The 18,958-nt window shown below is 68.3% G+C and carries 19 protein-coding genes; 4 read left to right on the top strand and 15 right to left on the bottom strand.

Features of this window, described 5'->3' with window-relative positions; translation table 11 throughout:
- The first annotated feature begins 73 nt into the window (after positions 1 to 73).
- Positions 74 to 1,087, top strand: a complete 1,014-nt coding sequence (locus J7357_RS07615) for a TIGR00266 family protein (protein WP_209245638.1) — start codon at positions 74 to 76, stop codon at positions 1,085 to 1,087.
- A gap of 195 nt (positions 1,088 to 1,282) precedes the next feature.
- The gene (locus tag J7357_RS07610; RefSeq protein WP_209245637.1) at positions 1,283 to 2,317 is read left to right on the top strand and encodes a patatin-like phospholipase family protein; all 1,035 of its coding nucleotides are present in this window, start codon (positions 1,283 to 1,285) and stop codon (positions 2,315 to 2,317) included.
- Positions 2,318 to 2,483: 166 nt separating this feature from the next.
- On the opposite strand, the gene J7357_RS07605 is transcribed toward J7357_RS07610, so the two are convergent.
- From J7357_RS07605 to J7357_RS07590, 4 genes are all read right to left on the bottom strand, one after another.
- Positions 2,484 to 3,818: an XVIPCD domain-containing protein gene (locus J7357_RS07605; protein ID WP_244667347.1), complete on the bottom strand. Its 1,335-nt coding sequence runs from the start codon at positions 3,816 to 3,818 to the stop codon at positions 2,484 to 2,486.
- Positions 3,819 to 3,851: 33 nt separating this feature from the next.
- Positions 3,852 to 4,721, bottom strand: coding sequence for a hypothetical protein (locus tag J7357_RS07600; protein ID WP_209245636.1), 870 nt, complete (start codon positions 4,719 to 4,721; stop codon positions 3,852 to 3,854).
- A gap of 132 nt (positions 4,722 to 4,853) precedes the next feature.
- Positions 4,854 to 7,055, bottom strand: coding sequence for a TonB-dependent siderophore receptor (locus tag J7357_RS07595; protein ID WP_209245635.1), 2,202 nt, complete (start codon positions 7,053 to 7,055; stop codon positions 4,854 to 4,856).
- A 242-nt stretch (positions 7,056 to 7,297) separates the two neighbouring features.
- A complete protein-coding gene (locus J7357_RS07590; RefSeq protein WP_010343045.1) occupies positions 7,298 to 7,777 on the bottom strand; it encodes an Lrp/AsnC family transcriptional regulator in 480 nt (159 codons plus the stop codon).
- 127 nt (positions 7,778 to 7,904) lie between these two features.
- On the opposite strand from J7357_RS07590, the gene phhA reads away from it, so the two are divergent.
- Positions 7,905 to 8,795 carry a phenylalanine 4-monooxygenase gene (phhA, locus tag J7357_RS07585; RefSeq protein WP_209245634.1) on the top strand — a complete coding sequence of 297 codons (891 nt, stop codon included), beginning with the start codon at positions 7,905 to 7,907 and terminating at the stop codon, positions 8,793 to 8,795.
- Between the two features lie 55 nt (positions 8,796 to 8,850).
- Here phhA and J7357_RS07580 read toward each other — a convergent pair whose 3' ends face one another.
- Genes J7357_RS07580 through J7357_RS07570 form a run of 3 tightly spaced genes read right to left on the bottom strand, consistent with a single transcriptional unit; the run spans position 8,851 to position 10,573 of the window.
- On the bottom strand, positions 8,851 to 9,510 hold the full coding sequence (locus J7357_RS07580) for a DUF799 domain-containing protein (protein WP_209245633.1): 660 nt from the start codon (positions 9,508 to 9,510) through the stop codon (positions 8,851 to 8,853).
- Complete coding sequence (locus tag J7357_RS07575) at positions 9,507 to 9,878, bottom strand: DUF4810 domain-containing protein (RefSeq protein ID WP_019799822.1); 372 nt, start codon at positions 9,876 to 9,878, stop codon at positions 9,507 to 9,509. The genes J7357_RS07580 and J7357_RS07575 overlap by 4 nt, the downstream gene beginning before the upstream one ends.
- Positions 9,879 to 9,898: 20 nt before the next feature.
- The gene (locus J7357_RS07570; RefSeq protein ID WP_209245632.1) at positions 9,899 to 10,573 is read right to left on the bottom strand and encodes a CsgG/HfaB family protein; all 675 of its coding nucleotides are present in this window, start codon (positions 10,571 to 10,573) and stop codon (positions 9,899 to 9,901) included.
- Positions 10,574 to 10,933: 360 nt separating this feature from the next.
- Between J7357_RS07570 and J7357_RS07565 the strand changes: the two genes are divergently transcribed.
- Positions 10,934 to 11,653 (top strand): hypothetical protein, encoded by a 720-nt coding sequence (locus J7357_RS07565; RefSeq protein WP_244667346.1) that lies wholly within the window; start codon positions 10,934 to 10,936, stop codon positions 11,651 to 11,653.
- A gap of 81 nt (positions 11,654 to 11,734) precedes the next feature.
- Here J7357_RS07565 and J7357_RS07560 read toward each other — a convergent pair whose 3' ends face one another.
- The 8 genes from J7357_RS07560 to J7357_RS07525 all read right to left on the bottom strand — a co-directional run bounded on the left by J7357_RS07560 (position 11,735) and on the right by J7357_RS07525 (position 18,947).
- Complete coding sequence (locus J7357_RS07560) at positions 11,735 to 12,391, bottom strand: RpiB/LacA/LacB family sugar-phosphate isomerase (protein ID WP_209245631.1); 657 nt, start codon at positions 12,389 to 12,391, stop codon at positions 11,735 to 11,737.
- 134 nt (positions 12,392 to 12,525) lie between these two features.
- Positions 12,526 to 13,281, bottom strand: coding sequence for a 2-dehydro-3-deoxy-D-gluconate 5-dehydrogenase KduD (gene kduD / locus J7357_RS07555; protein WP_209245630.1), 756 nt, complete (start codon positions 13,279 to 13,281; stop codon positions 12,526 to 12,528).
- 61 nt (positions 13,282 to 13,342) lie between these two features.
- A complete protein-coding gene (kduI, locus tag J7357_RS07550) occupies positions 13,343 to 14,197 on the bottom strand; it encodes a 5-dehydro-4-deoxy-D-glucuronate isomerase (protein ID WP_010343055.1) in 855 nt (284 codons plus the stop codon).
- Positions 14,198 to 14,355: 158 nt separating this feature from the next.
- Positions 14,356 to 14,745 carry a VOC family protein gene (locus J7357_RS07545; protein ID WP_209245629.1) on the bottom strand — a complete coding sequence of 130 codons (390 nt, stop codon included), beginning with the start codon at positions 14,743 to 14,745 and terminating at the stop codon, positions 14,356 to 14,358.
- A 123-nt stretch (positions 14,746 to 14,868) separates the two neighbouring features.
- Positions 14,869 to 15,927: a LacI family DNA-binding transcriptional regulator gene (locus J7357_RS07540; protein WP_010343057.1), complete on the bottom strand. Its 1,059-nt coding sequence runs from the start codon at positions 15,925 to 15,927 to the stop codon at positions 14,869 to 14,871.
- Positions 15,928 to 16,136: 209 nt separating this feature from the next.
- On the bottom strand, positions 16,137 to 17,420 hold the full coding sequence (locus tag J7357_RS07535) for a TRAP transporter large permease (RefSeq protein WP_010343058.1): 1,284 nt from the start codon (positions 17,418 to 17,420) through the stop codon (positions 16,137 to 16,139).
- 2 nt (positions 17,421 to 17,422) lie between these two features.
- Complete coding sequence (locus J7357_RS07530) at positions 17,423 to 17,941, bottom strand: TRAP transporter small permease (protein ID WP_019799830.1); 519 nt, start codon at positions 17,939 to 17,941, stop codon at positions 17,423 to 17,425.
- A 10-nt stretch (positions 17,942 to 17,951) separates the two neighbouring features.
- Positions 17,952 to 18,947, bottom strand: coding sequence for a TRAP transporter substrate-binding protein (locus tag J7357_RS07525; RefSeq protein WP_209245628.1), 996 nt, complete (start codon positions 18,945 to 18,947; stop codon positions 17,952 to 17,954).
- Positions 18,948 to 18,958 lie beyond the last annotated feature (11 nt).

Below are 18,958 nucleotides of genomic sequence, written 5' to 3'. Positions count from 1 at the left end.
GCCTTTGGGCAGATGCGAACGGTCCGGAACGGCAGGCTAGACTCGCGCGACTTCCCGCCAAGGACCTGCACCCATGAGCCAGTGGTATTTCCTGACCGGCAGCGAACAGACCCGCTCCGGCCCGTTCGACGATGCCGACGCGGTCGCCTTCGCCCGCAACAACCCCACGGCGCTGGCCTGGTGCCAGGGCCAGAGCGGCTGGCTGCCGGTGGCGCAGATCGCCGCGCTGCGGGGCGGCGCGTCCTTCCTGCCGCCGGGCCTGCCGCCGTTGCCCACCGCCGCCAGCCGCGCCGACCAGATCGACTACCGCATCGTCGGCCACGAAATGCAGTTCGTGGAGATCGAGCTGGACCCGGGCGAGAGCGCGGTGGCCGAGGCCGGCGCGCTGATGTTCAAGGACGCGGCGGTGCGGATGGACACCGTGTTCGGCGACGGCTCCAACGCCGACCAGGGTGGGCTGATGGGCAAGCTGCTGTCGGCCGGCAAGCGCCTGGTCACCGGCGAGAGCCTGTTCACCACCGTGTTCACCCACCAGGGCCAGGGCAAGGCCAAGGTCGCTTTCGCCGCGCCCTACCCCGGCACGGTGCTGGCGATGAAGCTGGACCAGCACGGCGGCCGCCTGATCTGCCAGAAGGACAGCTTCCTGGCCGGCGCGCGCGGGGTGTCGCTGGGCATCCACTTCCAGCGCAAGATCATGACCGGCCTGTTCGGCGGCGAAGGTTTCATCATGCAGAAGCTGGAGGGCGACGGCTGGGTGTTCGTGCACGCCGGCGGCTGCGTGGTCGAGCGCGAACTGGCCGCCGGCGAGCGGCTGGACGTGGACACCGGCTGCGTGGTCGCCTTCCACGCCTCGGTGGACATGGACGTGCGCCCGGTCACCGGCATCAAGAGCATGTTCTTCGGCGGCGAAGGCATGTTCCTGGCCACCCTCACCGGCCCCGGCAAGGTCTGGCTGCAGTCGCTGCCGTTCTCGCGCCTGGCCGGACGCATGCTCGCCGCCGCACCGCAGGGCGGCGGGCAGAACCGCGGCGAAGGCTCGGTACTGGGCGGCTTCGGCCGCATCCTCGACGGCGACAACAACTTCTGAGCCAGCATGCTTAGCCCCTCTCCCCCCGGGAGAGGGGTTGGGGTGAGGGTGCGGGGCGCGAAGCGCCTCGCAGACTCAACCTCCGCGCCGACACTGAAGCGCCCGGACCACCCAAGCATGACCTCCAGTCGTGGGCGGTGCAGGAGGATGCCGCTATGCTCGCGCCGGCTCCTTCCTCCTTTCCGCGACGCTTCCATGACCGTGCTTCGTTCCCCGCGCCTGCTGCTGTCCCTGTCCCTGTTCGGCCTGCTTGCCGCCTGCGGCGGTGAGCCCAAGCCGGCCCCGCCGGCCCCGGTGGTGACCGGACCGGCACCGCTGCCCACGCCGGCGGCCAGGCCGCTGCGCATCGGCATCGCCCTGGGCGGCGGTGCGGCCAAGGGCTTCGCCCATATCGGCGTGATCAAGATGCTGCAGGCCAACGGCCTGGAGCCGACGGTGGTATCCGGCACCAGCGCCGGCAGCGTGGTCGGCGCGCTGTACGCCAGCGGCATGGACGCGTTCCAGATGCAGCAGGCGGCGGTGGCGCTGGACGAGAGCAGCATCCGTGACATGCGCCTGTTCTCCGGCGGCCTGGTGCAGGGCCAGGCGCTGCAGGACTACGTCAACGCCCAGCTCAAGGGCAAGCCGATCGAGAAGCTGGCCAAGCCGTTCGCCGCCGTCGCCACGCGCCTGGAAGACGGCGAGCGCACCGTGTTCGTACGCGGCAACGCCGGCCAGGCAGTGCGTGCCTCCAGCAGCATTCCCGGCGTGTTCGAGCCGGTGACCATCGGCAAGTTCCACTACGTGGACGGCGGCGTGGTCAGCCCGGTGCCGGTGGATGCGGCGCGCCAGCTCGGCGCCGACTTCGTCATCGCCGTGGACATCTCCAGCAAGGCCAGCGGCAAGAACCCGGGCAGCATGCTCGGCACCGTCAACCAGTCGATCGCGATCATGGGCCAGCGCCTGGGCCAGCAGGAACTGGGCCGCGCCGACATCGTGATCCGGCCCAAGGTCAACGACATCGGCGCGGCCGACTTCGCCCAGCGCAACGCCGCGATCCTGGAAGGCGAGAAGGCCGCACTGGCGGCGATGCCGCAGATCAAGGCCAAGCTGGCGCAACTGCAGCAGCAACGCAGCGACGCCGCCGCCGCGGCGGCAAAGGCCGCGCAACCGGCGCCGCCGCCGTGCGAACCGCCGTCGCGGCTGGGCCGCCTGTTGCGCCGCGACGATCCCTGCAAGCCCAAGGACTGAGGCGTCACTCCCCTCTCCCACCGGGAGAGGGGCCGGGGGTGAGGGTAAGTCAGTCACGTTTGCAGACACGCGAGCGCCGCTGTGGCGTCTGGCGTGGGACGCACAGCAGTCGCCTCCAGCATGCGCCCTGCGGACATGACCACAGGTCCCGCAAGCGGCGCGTCGCTCAGATCCGCGGCACCGCGGCACTCTGCCGCTGTGCGTCCTGTTGCTGCACGGTCTGCTGCACCGCGACCTGCTGCGCCTGGACAAGTGCCTGCTGCCGATCGAACTCGGCAAGCCGCTCGAAGGACTGCGCGACCGGCGTGCGGATCGCCTCTTCGGTGGACATGTGCGCGCGCAGGTGCGCCGGATCCTTCGGATCGCCCTGCACGACGAACACCAGCTCGCCCGGCTGCGCCGTGCGCCCGTGCTCGCTCAACAGCACGTGATCCACTCGCTGCAGACCGTTGCGTGCGGCAAGGTCGGTGACGCTGGCCGCCATGCAGGCGCTGTCCGCATCGGGGCTGCGTCCCAACTGCCGATCCAGCGCCTGGGTGCCGGCGGCGCACTGCTGGTACAGCGCATGGCGCGGATGGCCCGGCTCGGTGGGATCGGACGTGCGCGCGGCCTGCGCGACCGCCGGTCCCGCCTGGACCGGATCGGCTTCGGCCAGCGTCTGCGGGCTGCGCAGGATCGGCTGGTGGCGATACGGATCCTCGGGGTGGAACTGTTCGCGCAACTGCTGGCGCTCCAGGCGCAGCGCACGGGTATCGTCGAGCTCGCGCAGCTGTTGCGGGTCGCGCACCGGCTGGGCGATGGTCTGCTCGCCACCGGACACCCAGTTGGTCCATTGCCCGGTTCGCGCATCGCGCTCGTAATAGAAGCTCTGCGCGCCGATCCGTTCCGGATCGGTGATCGGCCGCGCTTCGTGCGCGAGCAGGCGCGCGGCGGTCATGCGCCCGGTGTAGGACATCACATCCAGTTGCGCGTCGTCGTACTTGCGCACGTCGTTCATGGTGAAACCGGCGCGGCTCAAGCCGAGTGCGGAATTGTCGAGCATCATCGACCAGACCTTCTCCGCCTCGGGCTCACCGCCATGGCGGCGCGCGGCGTCGAGCAGTTCGCGCGGCGTCCAGCCGTTGGGGTTGATGTGATGCTTCTGGAAGGTGGCGTCGTGGACGGCTTCGACGTCCTTGACTGGTAGGTTGAGCGCCAGATCGGGGCGATGCGCTTTCTTCTGATAGAGCTCACGCTGCTCGAAATCACTCCTCATCAAGTCGACACCAAAACCATTCCATTGGCGCTCACTCATGCGGACACCATCTTCCCGCGCCTGGCGATCTGCAAATGCATTGGCAGTGGCACCTGGCGCGTTGTCGTTGCGAACTACGCCAAGCGCAAGCAAGCCATAGCCGTCATTTCCCTGCTTGTGCGCGAGGTAGTTCCAGTAAAGCTCCCGGTTTCCATCCTGGGCATAGTATTTGAGGATTTCGATATCCTTTTCATCAAGTCCTGCCATCAGAGATTCTCCTTATCCCGAATAGATCGCACCTTACAGCCCTCGACTCCGCACCATGAACTTCTTCAGATTGTCGCGCGCAGCTGCTTCGATCTTTGCCCAATCTGGCAGCGCGAAGCGGACGTACCGGATTTCCACCATGGCGTTCAAGTCCTTTATGACAAACAAATGAGTACAGTCCGGAAGTGGATCTTCTTTGCTTCGGACCAGTTTCCCATCGCGGTACTCGACACCTGACTGGGCCACTTCATGCGACGTGCACTTGATGAGCGTGCTGATCTGCCCCTTGTGATCGCGCGCCACATACCAGTCTTTTTGGCTGGCGACATTGAAAATGCTTGTTGGCTCATCCGAGTGCGACTCGTTGTAGCCCTTTTTACGATAATAGGCGAAGGATTTTTTCAGATCGGCATAGTATGGCGTCAGGCCATAAATCTCCTTACCCTGAATTCTGCCCTCAAGACGTTCAGCCGGGTCGTCATCATCCGTAGAATTCGGCGCGTACAGGACGTCATTTGGATCCACGCCATCCAGATAGTGATACCCGATATCGACCGTCCGCGTCGACACATCCAGGCGCAGATGCGTGCGTTCGCCCGGCGCGAACGGCTGCAGCGACGGGTATTCCAGGTACAGGCCGAAACTGTCGTCGAAGTTCGGCCCCATCTGGTCGCCGAAGTAGTTGGCAGGAATGCGTAGCTTGTACGGACCCAGGCATGCCTCCATCAATGGCGGCGGCGTCTTGAACGGATCCTGTGGGCCGAGCTGGCGCTGTCTCACGCAGCCCTGGGCGTTGGTGGAGGTGGCCGCCGGCGTGTCGGCAGAGCCGGACTGGGCGCACCCTGCCAGGGGCAGGATGCCGGCAAGCAACAAGCACTGGGCCAAGCGCGTGGCGGGTCGCATCTGCATCCTCCGATGATGGCGGCGGCAGTATAGACGCGCAGTGCCGGCCATCGGCACGCATCGCCACGGCGACGACCGGCGCAGCAATGCCAGGCTGCGCGACAGGCGTCCTTGCCCGTCATGCGCCGCGGCTCAGTACCGCCAGCGCAATGTAAAGCTGACGAAGCGCGGCTCGCCGTAGTTCTGGTAGTCCAGGTTGGCCCAGTACTTCTTGTTCAGCGCGTTGGTCACCGCCAGGGTCGCGGTCCACTGCGCGCTGAGCTGGTAGTTGGCGTTGAAATGCACCAGCGCGTACGGGTCCTGCACCACGGTGACCGGACGCGTGGCGGCGCTGCCGTCGCCGACCGGGCGCTGGATGTTGTAGCCGCGCACCGCGCTCTGCCAGCTCACGCCGCCGCCCAGGCTCAGGCGCTGCCAGGCGCCGGGCAGGCGCACCTGGGTGGACAGCTGCAGGTAGTCCTCCGGCAGGTTGGCGTAGATCGCATCGGTCGGCGCGCGGGTGACCTTGGCGCGGGTGTAGCCGGCGTTGAGCGTCCAGCCCGGGCGCAGTTCGCCGTTGTATTCCACTTCCCAGCCGCGGCTCTTGGTGCCGTCGACGCCGATGTAGGCCGAACTGCCGTCGGGCAGCGAGGCTTCGGGCTGGGTCATGTCGCGCACCGCGTAGTTGTCCTGCCTGGCTTCGAACACCGCCGCGCTGAGCAGCGCGCGGCCATCGGCCAGCTGCGCCTTGATGCCCGCTTCCAGGTTGGAGCCCTGCACCGGCGCCAGCAGGTTGTTGTCCTTGTCCTTGTAGTTCTGCGGATTGAAGATCTCGGTGTAGCTGGCGTAGGTGGAGATGGCCGGGGTGATGTCGTAGACCAGGCCGACGTAGGGCGTGACCTCGTCGCTGACCCGGTAGCGTCCGCTGGTGCCGGTGTAGCTGCCGTCGGCGGCGAAGGCCTGGGTGCGGGTCTGCCAGGAACTCAGGCGCGCGCCGGCGATCAGCGACAGCGGGTCGGCCAGGCGCAGCCGGGTGGAGGCATACACGCCGCGCTGGGTGGTGCGCGCCTCGCGCCGCGCACCGGTGCGGGTGGTGGTGATCTGGCCCACGTCGCCACGCCAGTCGTAGACGTTGGGGATGTAGTAGCAGCGCTCGCGGCCGCAGGTGGTCCAGTCGCCTGGATAGCGCAGTGCCAGGGTCGGCGTGGTCGACTGCAGGTCCTGCCAGCTGCCGCCGATCACCACGTCGTGGTCGCGGCCGAACAGCGGGAACGTACCGGACAGGTACACGTCCAGGCCGTCGCGGGTGTCGGTGGTCCGACCGGCGGCTGCGCGCAGGTAGATACCGCTGCCGTCGCGCTTGGGATAGCCGCTGCCGTAAACGCGCAGGTTGTTCACCTCGCCCTCGGTGCGCGCCAGGTTGACCTTCAGCAGCCAGTTCTCGCCGAAGCGCTGTTCCAGGTTGGCGAAGGTGGTGTGGGTGTTGCGCTGCCAGCGCGTCCACTTCGGCGCCAGGTTGGTGGACGTGGGCAGGTCGGCGTACGCACCGTCGGCGAAGAAATACGGCACCGTGCCCCAGGTCGCGCCGACCGGGTCGTTGTCCTGGCGCTGGTAGCCGACGGTGACCGTGGTGGTGCCGGTCAGGTCGCCCTCCAGCACCGCCATGCCGGACATCTTTTGGTCGCTGTAGTGGTCGTAGTAGTAGCCGCGGTCCTGCCAGGCGGCGACGAAGCGGCTGCGGAAGCGGCCGTCGGCGGTCAGCGGCGCGGTGACGTCGGCCTGGGTGCGGCGGAAGTCCCAGGTGCCGAGCGAGGCCGCGAACGCGGCATCGAAGGTCTTGCCCGGGCGCTTGCGCAGCAGGTTGACCGTGGCCGAGGGAATGCCGGCGCCGCTGAGCAGGCCGTTGGCGCCGCGGATCACCTCGACGCGGTCGTAGAAGACCATGTCGTATTCCTGGTTGGTGGAACCGCTGTAGGTGGGCAGGCCGTCGACCTGGAAGTCGGTGATCTGGAAGCCGCGCGCGAAGTACAGCGGGCGCTGGGTGTCGTAGAAGGACACGTTGACGCCGGTGACGTTGCGCATGACGTCGTTGATGCTGAACAGCGATTCCTCTTCCAGCCGTTGCTGGCCCAGCACGCTCACCGACTGCGGCGTCTCCTGCAGCGTCAGCGGCAGACGGGTGGTGGTGGACGGCTGCGCGCGCGACGGGCTGCCGCTGACCTCGACCTTGTCCAGCGTGGTCGGCTGCACATCGGCCGCGGCCTCGGCTTCGGCGGCGAGCAGCGGTGCCGAGGCGGCGGAGAGCGCGGACAGCACGGCGAGGGACAGCAGACGGCGTGGAGCGGAGGAAAGCATGGATCGATCTCGCGAAGTTTGGGCACGGGCGACACGGTCGCGCCGCGGGTGGCGGGAAAAGGACAGGCGCAGCCGCACCCCACGGCGGAGACCGGCGTGGCTGGCCCTGCAGGGCTGGCGGAGGGGCTGTGGCCGTGGATGGCCGTCGCAGAACGCAAATGTAAATCGTTAGCAACAACTTAACAAGAGCGGCCACGCGCCGACACACGGCGACACACGGCGACACATCCGTAGCAGTCCCGCTAGCCGCGCGGCAGCGGCAGGCCGGCGAAGTCCTTGACCGTGCGCAGCACGAAGCTGGAATTGACGTCGGCGACGCCGGCGGCATTGAGCAACTTGTCCAGCAGAAACGCGGAGAAGTGCGCCAGATCGCGGACGTAGACGTGCAGCAGGTAGTCCATGTCGCCGGTCAGCGCATGGCAGGCGACCACCTCGTCCCAGCCCTGCACGCTGTCGGCGAAATGGGCGATGCCGCTCTGCCCGTGCTTTTCCAACTGCACGCGGACGAAGGCCTGCAGGCCCAGGCCGATCGCCGCCGGCACCAACCGCGCGGCGTAGCCGGCGACCACGCCCTCGGCTTCCAGCCGCTGCACCCGGCGCAGGCAGGCCGAGGGCGACAGGTTCACCTGCGCGGCCAGTTCGGCGTTGCTGGCGCGGCCTTCCCGCTGCAGCAGGGCGAGCAGGCGCAGGTCGGTGCGGTCGAAGGTCGGCGATCCGGTCATTTATTGCTCTGCAACATGGCTTACACGCAACAATATTGCGCGCAGCGCGCGGAACCGTGCAACTTCGCAAGCCCATTGCGCGGCTGCACGCCTACCATCGTGGCTATTCCTTTCCGGAGCGTCGACCATGGACACCGCACCGCGCCGCGTCGAACACCAGCAGACCGACAAGGGCTATGTGCCGGTCTACACCACGTCCGTGGTGACCCAGCCATGGGAGAGCTACAGCGCCGACGACCATGCCACCTGGGGCACGCTGTACGCGCGCCAGCGCGAGCTGTTGGTCGGCCGCGCCTGCGACGAATTCCTGCAGGCGCAGGACGCGATGGGCATGACGCCACAGGCGATCCCGCGCTTCGACGAGCTCAACGCGGTGCTGCAGGCGACCACCGGCTGGACCCTGGTCGGCGTCGAAGGGCTGCTGCCGGAACTGGACTTCTTCGACCATCTCGCCAACCGCCGCTTCCCGGTGACCTGGTGGATCCGCCGTCCCGAGCAGATCGACTACATCGCCGAGCCGGACCTGTTCCACGACCTGTTCGGCCACGTGCCGCTGCTGATGAACCCGCTGTTCGCCGACTACATGCAGGCCTACGGCCGCGGCGGGGTGAAGGCGCACGCGATCGGCCCGGACGCGCTGCAGAACCTGACCCGGCTGTACTGGTACACGGTGGAGTTCGGCCTGATCGACACCCCGGACGGCCTGCGCATCTACGGCGCCGGCATCGTCTCCTCCAAAGGCGAATCGCTGTATTCGCTGGAGTCGGACGCGCCCAACCGCATCGGCTTCGACCTTGAGCGGATCATGCGCACCCGCTACCGCATCGACACCTACCAGAAGACCTACTTCGTCATCGACAGCTTCGAACAGCTGATGCAGGCGACCGCGCCGGACTTCACCCCGATCTACGCGGCACTGGCCGACCAGGCGCAGTTGCCGGCCGGCCAGGTGCAGGCGCAGGACCGCGTGTTCCATGCCGGCAGCGGCGAAGGCTGGGCGGACGGCGGCGACGTGTGAGGTGCGGCACTGCCCGTCTCCACCTGACCCTGGCGGAGACGGGCGTGGAGCAGGGTCAGTCGGTGCCGTACTTAGGGTTGTAGGGTCCGTACAGCAGACCGCCAGGGTGGCCGGCGGACAGCAGGCGCTGGCTGGCCACGTTGCCGATCTGATGCCCCTGGTCGGTGACCTGGTTGACTACCTGATTGATCGCGGCCGTCACCAACATGCCAAGCAGACCGCCGCCGGCGTTGTTCTGATTTTCGCCGCTGGACGCCTGCGCCTGGCCCTGCCACAGCACTGTCCCGGTGCGCAGATCCACCAGTTTGGCGTTGGCTGACACCACCACCACGCTGTTGATGACCTGATACACGGCACCGTACTTTTCCACGGTGATGTACAGCGCGGCGTCGGCCCCGAAGATTTCCCGCAACTTCTCCGGAGAGACCGCCTGCGCCTCGTCGGCCACCGTGATGCCGTTCTGCTTGAAGGTCTCGTAGACCGGCGCCACCGGCATCACGTAGTAGCCGGCTTCGGCCAAGGGCAGCGTGGTCACCGACAGCACGCTCAGGCTGGCATTGACGTCCGGGGCGTGGCTGACCGGCGGCAGTACCAGGATCGACCGTGGCTTGCTGGCCTTGTACGCGCTGTAATCGCGGGACATCGGCTGCGTCGCGCAGGCGCTCAGCAACAGGCCGAGCACGGCCACGCAGGCCATTCTTGCGACGTTCTTCATTGCGCGCTCCTCGCGTTGCGGCCGTTCTTCAACAGCAGATCGATGTACGTGGCGGACTCGGGGTACTGCGCCTTCTCGGCGAGGAGCTGCTGCTGGGCTTTGGCGTCGTTGCCGGTTTCGGCGTACAGCATCCCCAGATGCGCCTGCAGTCCAGGCGGCGGCCTGCGGTTGGCGGCCTGCATCACCTGCAGGTCCTTTTCCAGCGCCTGGATCTGCTGCTCCGGGCTTCCGCCCTTGAAGTGGCTATAGACCTGATCCTGGTAGCTGCCCCACTGGTAGAGCGATGCGCTCTGATGGGCGCAGCCGACCAGCGCGAGCATGGCGCAGGCGCCGAGCCAGCGCCGCTTGCGGACGTTGATGGTGTTCATGTGCGAGGGTCCGTTGCGGGTCACTTGACCGGCTTCCATGCGCCGGCGTCGACCGCGGCGGTGAGATTGTTGACAGCCTCGCGGATCGCCAGATCCAGGACCTTGCCGTTGAGGGTGGAGTCGTAGCTGGAGGTGCCGCCGAAGCCGACGATCTCGCGGTTGGACAGGGTGTACTCGCCGCCGCCCTGCACCGAATACACCACTTCGGACGTCGCGCTATCGACCACATTCAGGCTGACCTTCGCATAGGCCTGCTGCTGCTTGCCGCGCCCGAGAATGCCGAACAGCTGCGTATCGCCGGTTTCCTTGCGGCCGAACTCGGTCACGTCGCCGGTAATGACGTAATCGGCGCCCTTGAGTTGCTGCGCCTGCCCCTTGATCTGCGCTTCCTGCTTGATCTCGCCCATGTTGTCGCGATCCAGCACGCGGAAGCGATTGGTCTGTTGCAAGTGGGTGATCAGGATGGTCTTGGCCTGGCTCCCCAGACGATCCGCGCCATCGGAGAACAGGCCGCGCATGAAGGACGAGCGGTTGTCGAACTTGCCGACGGCGATCGGCGCGCGCGCGCCGGCGTAGGGCACGCTGGCCGCCGCCACGGTCTGCGGCCTGACGCTCTGATGGGTTTCGGTCGCGCACGCCGCCATGCCCAACGCAAGCACCAGCCCGATGGCTCCCTTGATCACACTGTCCTTCATCGATTACCCCTTGTTGATACAGCTACGAAAAAAACGAATCGTCACCGGCTGTGTCCTTGTCCAGCGGCGCCACGTGCGGCAGGCGTGCGCGCATCGCGTGCGTACGACGCGGTGCGTGGCATCGGCAGGCAGAGGAAGACAGGCATAGCGGAAGAGTGATGTCGCTCCATGACCATCCTGCGCAGGGCAGGGAAAGAAAAATCCATGTCGTCCCGCGACGCAGCGGGACCCAGCTAGGTGGTAGATATCGGCGGCCTCACCTGGAACTTTAGGCCAGCCTCCTGCGGGCAGGCTGCGATGCGGTGGGACACGGGCAGCGTTTCCTCGCGTCGTCGCGCAACCGGGCTGGAATGCGGCGGCATGACGCTGCGGCAAACGGCGCCGCAGCAGAGATCGGCCGGTACACCTCGGCAAATCGGCAATGCGCCGATCCCGGCGTCGCCGATGGCGAACCTACGCTGCGCAGCGAGCGACATCGGTGCGCCACGACGCGGCCACCCCGGATTCCCGGACGCTCCCGCCCACCGCGTGTCGGCGGCCCTGTGCGTCGGGAGAATGCTCATGCTCATTTATGTCGGCCTGGACGGCGATCAGGCGGATCAGCGCGGCGCCAAACTGAAGGCCTTGCAATCCCACTTCGGCGAAACCCAGTCGCATGCCTTGACCATGCTCGATGCGACATCGCTGTCGCCCAGCAACAAAACGCGCGGCAAGCGCCTGGTGATCAATTCGCACGGCAACGTCAACGTCTTCGCCGGCCTGACGCCGGAGGCATTCCTGCAGCAACTGCTGGCCAAGGGGCTGGGCAAGGAGTCGTTCGAGGAGATCGTGCTGATGGCGTGCCAGGTCGGCGCACAGAGCCAGACCAACTCCATCGCCAACAACTTCGCCAAGGACCTGAAGCGACTGCTGGTTGGCCACGGCATCCTCGCCAAGCTGTATGCGCCGCGCGGCACGCTGACCTACGTCGTGCACACCGAGCAGAAGCTGGGCCAGACGTTCTACGTGGTGGACAGCATGCATATCGCCTGCCCGGAGCGGAACTATCCGCTGGCCGAAGGCCTGCTGTTGGTGCAGTAAGACCGTATGCAAAACGCCCCGCGGGTGCGGGGCGTTTTGCGAACAGCACCTGGGCGCGCCCGCCCGGGCGTCTGCGCGACCTCAGGCCGCCGCAGCCTCGGCCTTGCCCAGCACGCCGGCGACGAAGGCGCGCAGGTCGGCGTCCTTGGCGTTGTCGAAGAAGCACTGCTGGAAGCGCGGGCCGCCCACGGCCTGCTTGACCAGTTCCGGGTCCAGCGCGCGCAGGCCGTCCAGGTAGGACTTGGCCAGGGCCTGCTTGACCTGGGTCAGGATGCCGGCGTTGGCCTGCTGCGATTCGCGGCGCTCGGCCGGGTAGCCCATGCCGCGCTCGCCGCTGAAAGCCTTCTCGAAGATGTAGCGCACGTTGATCTCCGCGCCCCAGCCGTAGCCCTTGGCGAAGGCCAGCGCCAGCGCGTTGCCGTTGTTGACCTGGGCGAACAGGTAGGCGTCGGTCGGCTCGATGCAGTAACCGCAGAACACGCCCGGGTGCGCGTTGAGCGACATCATCGCGCCCTGCCCGGTGCCGCAGCCGGCGACCACGAAGTCCACCGCACCGGCGTTGAGCAGCAGGCCGGCGCAGATGCCCAGGTGGATGTAGGTCAGGCGGTGGTCGGCGTCGCCGTCCATGCCGACGTTGAACACGCTGTGGCCCTGGGCGGCGGCGACGTCGTTGAGCTGCTGCAGGATCACCGGGTTCTTGGCGGCCTGGCTGAACTCGTTCATTAGGGCGATTTTCATGGGGGTCCTTTGGGGTGGGGAATTTGTTGGTGGTCAGGGTGGTTTGGTTGGGATGGGTCGGCGGTGGTCGCACCCCCATCCGCCCTTCGGGCACCTTCCCCCGGTGGGGGAAGGGAGTAGGCCACGCGCTCTGGTCAGCGGGCGAGCCAGCCGCCGTCGACCGGGATCACGGTGCCGTTGACGTAGTCCGAGGCGCTGCTGGCCAGGAACACCGCGGTGCCGCCCAGGTCTTCCGGCACGCCCCAGCGGCCGGCCGGGATGCGGTCCAGGATCGCCTGGTTGCGGGCGGCGTCGGCGCGCAGCTGCGCGGTGTTGTCGGTGGCCATGTAGCCCGGGGCGATGGCGTTGATATTGACGCCCTTGGCGCCCCACTCGTTGGCCAGCAGGCGGGTGATGCCGGCGATGCCGGACTTGCTGGCGGTGTACGAGGGCACGCGGATGCCGCCCTGGAACGACAGCATCGAGGCGATGTTGATGATCTTGCCGCTGCCCTGGGCGATGAAGTGGCGGCCGGCGGCCTGGCACATGAAGAACGCGGACTTGATGTTGACGTTCATGACGTCGTCCCAGTCCTGCTCGCTGAATTCCACCGCGTCGGCGCGGCGGATCAGCCCGGCATTGTTGACCAGGATGTCGAGACGGCCAAGCCCGGCCAGGGTCTCGTCGAGGATGCGCTGCACCGGCTCGATGCTGATCAGGTTGGCCTCGATGGCGACGAAGCGGCGGCCCAGCGCGGTGACCTTGGCCTCGGTCTCGGTGGGCGCGGCGATGCCGGCGGCGGCGATGTCGGCGCCGGCCTGCGCCAGCGCCACGGCGATGCCTTGGCCGAGGCCGGTGTTGGCGCCGGTGACCAGGGCGACCTTGCCTTCGAGACTGAACGGGTGGGTCATTGCGTGGACTCCTTGAGGGACTGCGGACGACGGGAATGGGTGCGGCGCGCGCGACGGCGGCCTACTTGAGCTGGCAGATGTCCAGCACGTGCATGTCGGTGTAGTCGAGGTTCTCGCCGCCCATCGCCCAGATGAAGGCGTAGTTGGCGGTGCCGGCGCCCATGTGGATCGACCAGGGCGGCGACACCACGGCCTCGTTGTTCTGCACCACGATGTGGCGCTGCGCGTCCGGCTCGCCCATGAAGTGGTAGACGCGGTCGTTGGCGCCGAGGTCGAAGTAGAAATAGACCTCGCTGCGGCGGTCGTGCAGGTGCGGCGGCATGGTGTTCCAGACGCTGCCCGGCTTGAGCACGGTCAGGCCCAGCAGCAGCTGCGAGGACTGGCAGGTGGCCGGCACGATGTACTGGTAGATGGTGCGTTCGTTGCTGGTCTCCAGCGCGCCGCGGTCAAGCGCCACCGCCTCGGCGATCGACAGGCGCTTGGTGGCGAAGCGCGCGTGCGCCGGCGTGGAGGCCAGGTAGAACTGCGCCGGGTTGGCTGCGTCGTCGGAGGCGAACACCACCTCGGCGCTGCCCATCGCCACGTACAGGCCGTCCTTCGGGCCCAGCGGATACGCGGTGCCGTCGACGGTGACGGTGCCGCTGCCGGCGCCGACGTTGATCACGCCCAGCTCGCGCCGCTCCAGGAACGGGTGACCGGCGGCCGAGGCCGGCTCGGTCTGCGCCGGCAGCGTCAGCGCCCGCGTGCGCGGGGCCGCGCCGCCGAGCACGAAGCGCTCGTAGTGGGTGTACTTCAGGGTCACCGCGTCGTCCACGAACAGGCCGTCGAGCAGGTACAGGTCGCGCAACTGGTCGTTGCTGGCGCCCTTGATCGCGTCGGGATGGGTGGCGTAGTGGGTCTTGCAGTACAGGGACATGGGCCTCTCCAGTGCAGGCGACGGCATGCGGCAGCCCGCCACGGAGTGCAGTCTAGCGGGTCTGGTAAACCGGTGTCATTCCGCAGTGCACGAAGGGCGGGGATTGGGGATTCAGGATTGGGGATGAAAGGCACTGCGCCGCAGGGCGGCGCAGCGGCTCAGCGCGGCAATGGCTCGCCGACGTCGATGCGGTTGCCGTCGGGGTCGGCGAAGACGAAGCAGCGCAGGCCGACGTCGGCATCGCGGAGCGCCTTGATGATGCGCACGCCCTGCGCCTGCAGGCTGTCGTACAGGGCCGTGGCGTCGTCGACGATCAGGTGGGCGACGTTGCTGGTGCTGCCGCGGTGGTCGGGGCGCAGGGTCAGGTGCAGTTCGGCGGCGTCCTTCTTCAGGATCACGAAGCCGACCGGGCTGCCGTTCTGGAACACGCTGCGGAAACCCAGGCGCTCGGTGTAGAAGGCCACGGCGCGGGCGATCTCGGCGACGGGCACGGTCGGCGCCAGGCGGCCGAAACGGACCGCGGCGGCGGCAGGGACGGGGGACGACATGGCGAAGCTCCTCGCAGGAGGGCCGCGTGGGTCCGCACGGACGGTGCCGGGACGGAGCGGGCCTTCGATGGGCGGAGCGGTGTCCGCACGGTCGCCGGGCAGTCTACACCGGCCGCGCCGCGCTCAGTCTTCCGGCGGCTGGCAGGAATCGCGCACGATCAGGTGCGGGCGCACGCTGGCCACCGCCAGCGACGGCGTGCCCTCGGGCTGGATCAGCATCGCCGCGGCGGTGCGGCCGGTGTCGCGGGTGTGCCGGCGCACCGAGGTCAGCGATGGCCACAGCCGCGAGGCCAGCGGGCTGTCGTCGTAGCCGATGATCGACAGCTGGCGCGGGATGTTGATGTTGGCGCGCAGCGCGACCTTGTACACGCCGGCGGCCATTTCGTCGTTGCCGGTGAAGATCGCGCTGGGCCGCTGCTTGCCCAGCAGCAGCTTTTCCGCCGCGGCCACGCCCGATTCGAAGGTGTAGCCGGCCTCGACGATGCGCGCCGGCGGCAGCTCGATGCCGCGCCGGGTCAGCGCGTCGATGAAGCCGGCGGTGCGCTCGTGGGCGGAGCGGTAGGCGCTGGGGCCGGTGATCAGGGCGATGTCGCGGTGGCCCAGCGACAGCAGATAGTCGGCGGCCTCGGCGGCGCCGTCGCGGTCGTGGGTGACCACCATCTGCGAGGTGTCGTCCAGCGGCAGCGAGGCGATGCGGGTGTAGCGCACGCCGATGCCGGCGAGCATGTCGGCCAGGGCCTGGTCCTCGGAGGCGCGCGGCACCAGGATCACCCCGTGCAGCTTCTGCTGCTGCACGAAGCGGCGCACGCCCTCGATGTAGCCGGGGCTGCGGCTGTCGCAGGGGTGCACCACCAGCTCGAAGCTGGAGCCGCGCAGCGCGTCCAGCGCGCCGTACTGCATGTCCACGATGTACTGCGCGGTGGGGTTGTCGTAGACCATGCCGATCAGGAACGAGCGGCGGAACGCCAGCCCGCGCGCCAGCGGGTCCGGCGCGTAGCCGACCTCGCGCATCAGCGCCTCGACCTTCTCGCGGGTGTCTTTGCGCACCAGCGGCGAGTTGTTGATGATCCGCGACACGGTCTTCTTCGACACCCCGGACAGGCGCGCGATGTCGTTGATCGTCGCGGCCTTGCCGTGGGCGGAAGCGGGAGCATCGGCGGGGCGGGGCTTGTTCGGCGCCATGGACGGAAAACCGGACGAAAGAGAGGGGATTCTACTGGGTGTCATGCTCGCTCCAGCGTACGGTCACGGAACCGGGGTAAACGCAGCGCGTCGGCGCCGACCCGACCCGACCTGGCGCCGGTGTCGACGCCAGGCGCCTGGCGCGCCGGAGCGGCAGGCGTTTCACGCCGGTGGCGCGCCATGACGCGCCCCGGCGCCGCCTGCCCGGCTCAGGCGCGCAGCGCGCGCGGCAGCCACAGCGACAGCTCCGGGAAGAACGCCACGATCAGCAGCACGCACAGCGCCGCCAGCCAGAACGGCCAGATGGTGCGCATGCTCTGGGCCACGGTGATCTGCCCGATCGAGGTGCCGATGAACAGCACCGAGCCGACCGGCGGGGTGATCAGGCCGATGCCGCCGGCCAGCACCATCACCAGGCCGAAGTGGATCGGGTCGATGCCGTAGGCCTTGGCCACCGGCAGGAAGATCGGCGTGCAGATCAGGATCTTCGGCGCCAGGTCCATGAACATGCCCAGCAGCAGCAGCATCACCACGATCATCAGCAGCACGGTGTGCTGGCTGTGGGCGATGGACTGCAGGAAGTGCACCGCCGCCGCCGGCACCTGCAGATAGGCCAGCAGCCAGCCGAACACCGCCGCGGTGGCGATCACGAACAGGATCACCCCGGTGGTGCGCGCGGCATGCGTCACCGCGCCGAAGAACTCGGCCCAGCGCAGTTGCCGGTACAGCAGCGCGGTGACCAGCAGCGCGTACACCACCGCGATCGCCGCGCTCTCCACCGCGGTGAAGATGCCGGCGCGGATGCCGACGAAGATCAGCGCGACCAGGCCCAGGCCCGGCAGCGCGCCGACCAGGCGCAGCGCCACCGCGCGCCAGCCCGGGAACGCCTCGGTGCCGTAGCCGCGCGAGCGCGCCACCGCGTAGCCGGTAATCATCATCGCCGCGGTCATCAGCAGCGCCGGGACGATGCCGGCCGCGAACAGGTCGGCGATCGACAGGCCGCCGCCGGCCGCGGCCGAGAACAGGATCAGGTTGTGCGAGGGCGGCACCAGCAGCGCCACCAGCGCCGCGGTCATGCTGACGTTGACCGCGTAGTCGCGGTCGTAGCCGCGGTTGATCATCTGCGGAATCATGGTGCCGCCGACCGCCGAGACGTCGGCGATGGCCGAGCCGGACACGCCGCCGAAGAACAGCGAGGACAGCACGCTGACCTGGCCCAGGCCGCCACGCATGCGCCCCACCAGCGAGGACGCCAGCGCGATCAGGCGGTCGGAGATGCCGCCGCGCAGCATCAGTTCGCCGGCGAAGATGAACAACGGGATCGCGATCAGCGACGCCGAGCCGCTGCCGGCGGAGATCTGCTGCACCAGCACCACCGCCGGCAGGTCCAGATACAGCAGCGTGGCCAGCGCCGCCGCGCCCAGCGCATATGCCACCGGCACGCCGATCAGCAGCAGCACCACGAACAATCCCAACAGGATGGCGATGGCCATGCTCAGTTCCTCCCCACGGTGGTGCCCGGGCGCAGCACCCGCCAGGCCTGGTACAGCGCGAACACGCTCATCAGCGCGCCGCCGATCGACAGCGGCAGGTAGTTGATGCTCTGCGGCATCTGCGCGCCGGCCATCTTGATGTCCAGCCCGTCCAGCAGCAGCACCGCGCCCCACCAGGCGATCACCGCGCCGATCGCCGCCACCAGCAGCGGGCGCAGCAGGTCGATGACGCGGCGCAGATTGGCGTGCAGCGTCTCGGCCAGCAGGAAGAAGCCGAAATGGCGGCGGGTGTGCACGCCGGCGGCGGCGCCCAGGCTCATCGCCGTGCTCAGCAGCAGCAGCGTCACCGGCTCGGTCCAGCTCGGCGAGTCGTTGAGCACGTAGCGGGTGAACACCTGCCAGCCCTGCACCACCACCAGCCCGAGCAGGGCGGCGGCGGCGATGCCGATGGCGAGGTTGGCGATCCGGTCCAGCAGCCGCTGCAGCGGCGGCACCGGGAGGGCGGGGTCGTGGTCGGTCATCGGCATGGGCTCAGGCGAAATCGCGGATGCGGCGGTAGAGGGCTTCGATCTCCGGCTGCTGCCGGTACTCGGCCAGCAGCGGCGCGGCGGCCTTGCGGAAGGCCGGCATGTCGACCTCATTGATGGCCACGCCGTAGTCGATCACCTGCTGCCGCGCCTGCGCCTCGGAGGCGTCCCACAGCCGGCGCATCACCGTCACCGACTGCCGTGCGGTCTCCAGCACCAGCGCGCGCTCGTCCGGCGCCAGCGCCTCGAAGCTGCGCCGCGACATCACCAGCACGTCCGGCGCGTAGGAGTGATCGCTCTGCGACCAGTAGTGCGCGGCCTCGAAGTGGCGGCTGGACTGGAAGCTGCGCATGTTGTTCTCGGCGCCGTCGATCATGTGCGTTTCCATCGCCGAGAAGGTTTCGCCCAGCGACATCGGCGTCGGGTTGGCGCCGAGCATGCGCATCAGCTTGAGGAAGATGTCCGAGTTCGCCACGCGCAGCTTGAGCCCGTGCAGGTCCTTGGGCTGCCGCAGCGGATGCTTGGTGTTGTAGAAGCAGCGCGCGCCGGAGTCGTAGATCGCCAGCCCGACCAGGTCGCGCTGTTCGAAGCTGCGCAGGATGCTGTCGCCGACGTGGCCGTCGATCGCGCGGCGCAGGTGCGCCACCGAGTCGAACACGTACGGCAGGCACAGCGCCTGGGTCAGCGGGAAGGTGTTGTTCAGCGCGCCGGAGTAGACGCGGGTGATGTCGATGGCGCCGAAGCGCGCCATGTCGATCGCCTCCGCCTCGCGGCCGAGCTGGCCGGAGTGGTACTGGCGCAGGCGCAGGCGGCCGCCGGTCTGCTGCTCCAGGGTCTGCCCGAACCAGCGCACCGCCTCCACGGTGGGGTAGTCGGCCACGTGCACGTCGGTGGCGGTGAGCAGGCGGGTGTCGCCGCGCTGCGCCAGCGCGCCCAGCGGCACGCCGGCCGCCGCCGCGGCGGTGATGCCGGCACCGAGGAATCGTCTACGAGTGATCATGCTGCGCCCTC

This window comes from Xanthomonas sp. D-109 (assembly GCF_017746095.1).
GTDB classification, from domain to species: domain Bacteria; phylum Pseudomonadota; class Gammaproteobacteria; order Xanthomonadales; family Xanthomonadaceae; genus Xanthomonas_A; species Xanthomonas_A sacchari.
The sequence above is the reverse complement of the archived record's forward strand: the minus strand, read 5'-3'. Positions and strand labels throughout refer to the sequence as shown.